Origin of the sequence: Bradyrhizobium elkanii WSM2783, from assembly GCF_000472865.1 — a bacterium.
Classification (GTDB): domain Bacteria; phylum Pseudomonadota; class Alphaproteobacteria; order Rhizobiales; family Xanthobacteraceae; genus Bradyrhizobium; species Bradyrhizobium elkanii_A.
This window is the reverse complement of sequence record NZ_AXAP01000205.1, coordinates 1-1,785: the sequence shown is the minus strand read 5'-3', so window position 1 is coordinate 1,785 and position 1,785 is coordinate 1. Positions and strand designations below refer to the sequence as shown.

Here is a 1,785-nt window from a genome sequence, read left to right as displayed (position 1 = left end):
CACCGGACCATCGAGGCCGCCGAACGTCACCTGCTTGGCGCCCTGCTGCACGCCGGCCTTATCGAGTACCGCTTTCAGCGGCACGCCGCGCCAACGTGCATTGCCCATGGCGCCGTTGGCGAGCTGACCACCGCCGACGCGTGGATCCGAAAATCCCCGGCTATTGCCGGAACATTGATTGACTGCCACGAGATCAATGGCCGGCATCTTCTTGATCTCGGCCAGTGACAGCTTCAACGGCTTGTCGACCTTCCCTTTGATCTCAACGGAGAACGTATCCGGATCAATCTCTAGAGGAATATCGGCGAGATGGTAGCGCACGAAGAACGCATCGTTCGGCGTGAGCACACCTTCATTGAACACCGAGAACGGCGTCTCCAACTGCGGGGGTCGGCTGGTCAGGCCGATCATCAAACGCTTCTGAGGGTATCTGACCAGCGGCCGCTCGCCATTGCCGAACGGCAACGTCACGGTCTCAGCCAAAGCTGAATTTGATGAAAATGGCAGAACGGCACCGGATGCTGCAAGCATAACTCCGGACCGTATAAAGGTGCGTCTGTCGATCACGGCGGTCCTCCTGTTGCCTTGTGTCCAAGTGACGTTCAGCTGTCGCCGCATGCGCCTGGGTCCCTGGTAGGGCTTTGCCTTCGAAGCGCGGTTCGAGGACGCTGGCACAGGTACAAGGCGTTCCGCAAGATGATTGCCGTTCGAAAGTCACATCGTCGGTTGAGATCAAGCAATAGCGAAAACTTCATCACGCGTGGCAGCGTGCATATTTCATCATGCTGACACCGGTTTAGACCGCCGAGTCGGGCGGCGTCGTGGGCCTAACGCGTCCTTTCGTGCCTTGTCACGCACCAGGTTGGCGTTGTCGTCCTGCATATGAACACCGGGTGCGTGACCGAACCGTTTGCGGATCTCCTTATCCGTTTCGATTTGATGACTGCCCTGGCGCTCTGCGCCTATTCGGGTTTCCCGCCGGCGGCCTCGGCCGAGACCGCCGCCAGCATGGCTGACATGATGCCCACCGAAGGGAAGGCGTCCGGCGCCACGCCCTGTCCGGCCAGGATGTCGCGGGGTTCGCGATACGCGATGCGGACCTGGCCTTCGGCGGTCTCATAGACCAAGACGCGCAATGGCAGGTCGAGGCCCAGCGTCTGGTGCGCCTGCATCAGAGGCGTGCCGGCCTTGGCCCCGCCGAACGTCACCACGGTGGTGCGGCCAAGCGTAAGGCCAGCGCCCTGCGCGTTGGCGGCGTGATCGACCATGCCGAACACCTCGACCTGCCTGTGCTTCACGCTGGCGATCAGCGCATTCAGCGTGTCATCGAAATGGCGAGAGGAGACGACGACCACCAAGCTTTCAGACATGTGTCACTCCATTGCAGCGGTGCAGCGTCAAGATTAAGGCCGGCCACGCCTCTTTGCTAATATTCCAACTCGCGAGGCAGCGTTTCAATTTCACTGCAGCCTGGATTGCCCCGTGGCAGCGATCTGCCCTTTTGTTCGATGGCGGCACGGCCACGGCTACTGTCTACAATCCTTCATACACAAGCTTGGTGAAGAATTCCGGACCGATCACGAATCGTCCCCATTTGTCGTCGAAGGCCGCGGTCGGCTTCGCCGCTATGACGTCTTCGAGGGACTTCCCCTGTGACTTCAATGCAGCGACCTTATCGCGCACCGAGACCAGCATGTCGCGAAACTCAATCAAGTGAGCGCGGTTGCCGACCGGCCCATGACCGGGAACCAGGATTGTTTGATCCGTGGTGCGTTCGATAGCCTT

General features: G+C 60.1%; 2 protein-coding genes and 1 pseudogene. All 3 read right to left on the bottom strand.

What is annotated here, in order from left to right; all coding sequences use genetic code 11:
• Positions 1-567: molybdopterin-dependent oxidoreductase (locus YY7_RS0149855; protein ID WP_035693340.1), on the bottom strand; the 567-nt coding region annotated here is incomplete at its 3' end.
• 395 nt (positions 568-962) lie between these two features.
• Positions 963-1,370 (bottom strand): DUF302 domain-containing protein, encoded by a 408-nt coding sequence (locus YY7_RS0149850; RefSeq protein ID WP_028169425.1) that lies wholly within the window; start codon positions 1,368-1,370, stop codon positions 963-965.
• Between the two features lie 163 nt (positions 1,371-1,533).
• Positions 1,534-1,785: pseudogene (locus YY7_RS62515) on the bottom strand (MBL fold metallo-hydrolase); the annotation flags it as partial.